3 protein-coding genes are annotated in these 2,456 nt (G+C 54.9%); all 3 read right to left on the bottom strand.

Annotation, left to right across the window (positions count from 1 at the left end; all coding sequences use genetic code 11):
- Positions 1–116: 116 nt before the first annotated feature.
- Positions 117–1,292 carry an elongation factor Tu gene (tuf, locus tag ACR0B3_RS23720; RefSeq protein WP_340243653.1) on the bottom strand — a complete coding sequence of 392 codons (1,176 nt, stop codon included), beginning with the start codon at positions 1,290–1,292 and terminating at the stop codon, positions 117–119.
- A gap of 127 nt (positions 1,293–1,419) precedes the next feature.
- Positions 1,420–2,076, bottom strand: a complete 657-nt coding sequence (locus ACR0B3_RS23715) for a hypothetical protein (protein WP_480811203.1) — start codon at positions 2,074–2,076, stop codon at positions 1,420–1,422.
- A 72-nt stretch (positions 2,077–2,148) separates the two neighbouring features.
- A partial coding sequence (locus ACR0B3_RS23710) for a DNA gyrase C-terminal beta-propeller domain-containing protein (protein ID WP_480811202.1) occupies positions 2,149–2,456 on the bottom strand: 308 nt, incomplete at its 5' end.

Genomic DNA, 2,456 nt, shown 5'->3' with positions numbered 1-2,456 from the left:
TGGATGCAGAGGCGCTCGCAGCAGATCACAAAGCAGGTCACAATACCGCACAGCTTTAATGAAGAAAGCCGCCCCCGAAGGCGCGGCTTTCTTTGAGTTTAGAAAATCGCTAGCGATTAAGCGATGATTTTGGAGACCACGCCTGCGCCGACTGTGCGGCCGCCTTCGCGGATGGCGAAGCGCAGACCATCTTCCATCGCGATGGGGGCGATCAGCTCGACTTCGAACTTCAGGTTGTCGCCAGGCATAACCATTTCCGTGCCAGAAGGCAGGGTCACAGTGCCGGTAACGTCCGTGGTGCGGAAGTAGAACTGAGGACGGTAGTTCGCGAAGAATGGGGTGTGACGACCACCTTCTTCTTTTGTGAGGATATAGGCCTCAGCTTCGAACTTCGTATGTGGCTTCACAGAACCTGGCTTGCAGAGAACCTGACCACGCTCAACGCCCTCACGGTCGACACCACGCAGAAGCGCGCCGATATTGTCGCCCGCTTCACCACGGTCAAGCAGCTTGCGGAACATCTCAACGCCTGTGCAGGTCGTCTTGGAGGTGTCGCGGATACCAACGATCTCAATCTCGTCACCCACATTGATCACACCACGCTCAACACGGCCCGTCACAACTGTGCCGCGGCCAGAAATCGAGAACACGTCTTCAATTGGCATCAAGAATGGCTGGTCAACTGCGCGTGCAGGCGTTGGGATGTAGCTGTCAACAGCTTCCATCAACGCGCGGATCGAGTTCTCACCGATCTCTGCGTCACGGCCTTCCATCGCAGCCAAAGCAGACCCTTTAACAACAGGAATGTCATCGCCAGGGAAGTCGTAGGAAGACAGAAGCTCGCGGATTTCCATCTCAACAAGTTCCAACAACTCTTCGTCATCAACCTGATCGACTTTGTTCATGTAAACAACCATCGCAGGGATACCAACCTGACGACCAAGCAAAATGTGCTCGCGCGTCTGTGGCATAGGGCCGTCCGCCGCGTTCACAACCAAGATCGCGCCGTCCATCTGCGCCGCACCGGTGATCATGTTCTTCACATAGTCAGCGTGACCAGGGCAGTCCACATGCGCGTAGTGACGCGCATCTGTCTCATACTCAACGTGCGCAGTCGAAATCGTGATCCCACGCGCCTTCTCTTCAGGTGCGCCGTCAATCTGATCATACGCCTTGAAATCACCAAAATACTTCGTGATCGCCGCTGTCAGTGTCGTCTTGCCGTGGTCAACGTGACCAATCGTGCCAATGTTCACGTGCGGCTTATTACGTTCAAACTTTTCCTTTGCCATAGCCCTGGCGCCTCATTTTTTGGGGGGCAAAATCTGTGCCCGAGTTTAACACGCGCGCTCGTTACGAGGCCTGAGACAAAAAATCAAGACGACATTCAAATCATTCAGCCCATGGTTGCTAACTGGGTTAGGGCGCAGGACGTGGAACGGGCGTGACAGATGGCGTGGCACTGGTTCCTGTAACGGCCATTTCGGGCACCTCAAGGGCAGTAAGATCCGCCTCAGCCAAAGGATCGGGGGGCACATCTAACCACTCAAGCGCCGCATTTGCCGCATCGGGGTCAATGCCAAACCATTGCGGGTTTTCAAGCATCCATGCCTGCACGCGCTTGGCCGCGTTGCGGGCCAAAATCTGCATCTGTTCTTCGCGGTCACGGGTGAAGCCCGACCCAAATATCGTATCGGGTGACGCGCCCTCAAAAATGGTGATTTGGTTGGGTGCCTCATGCAATTTCACCCCTGCCGCATCGTCCCAAATATTGGCAGAAATCACCAAAACCGATTTTGGGCTGAGAAGGACGGGAATACCAGGAGGGGCCAAAGAATAGGCATCTACACTCAGCGCAATATGGTAGAGCTTATCCCCCTCATATGCGCCAAATCGGCGATCAATCTCTGAGGAGATCACCGCAATCCACTCTTCGGGTGTGGCATCGCGTGAGGGGGGGACTTGCTGCATATTATCAGCAACAACAATATTGAACCCCAAGGCAAAATCCCCCATCGGGATTTGCGCCTGCCCCAAAGGATCGGGGGCTGCACAACCAATTAGCAGCAGGGACATCATTCCCGCCGCAACACTGCGCCTTGAGAATGTTAAAAATCGCATGACAGACCCCCAGTGTTGTCAAAGCGGTTATGTAAAGCGGTTATCCCTTGGGAAACCGCGCGGTGCCATGCGCCCTGCTGTGGCCCGTTTGCCAATCCAATCGGCAAGTTCTGTTTCCGTGCGGGTGCGTCCCGCAGGATCAGACCAACTTAGACCATCGGCCAAACGCAAGCCACGCGCATCGACCAAACCGCCATCTTTGTATTTTTGCAGCCGCACACCTTTACCGCGCCCAAGTTCGGGCAATTCGTCAAGAGAGAAGATCAGCACTTTGCGATTTTCACCGACAACGGCGATGTGATCATCCTCTGCCGCCAATCTATGACAGACAACCG

The sequence above is a fragment of the Ruegeria sp. CE9 genome (genome assembly GCF_056537425.1).
Note: the sequence above shows the minus strand (reverse complement) of the source record. Positions and strands in the feature narration are given on the sequence as shown.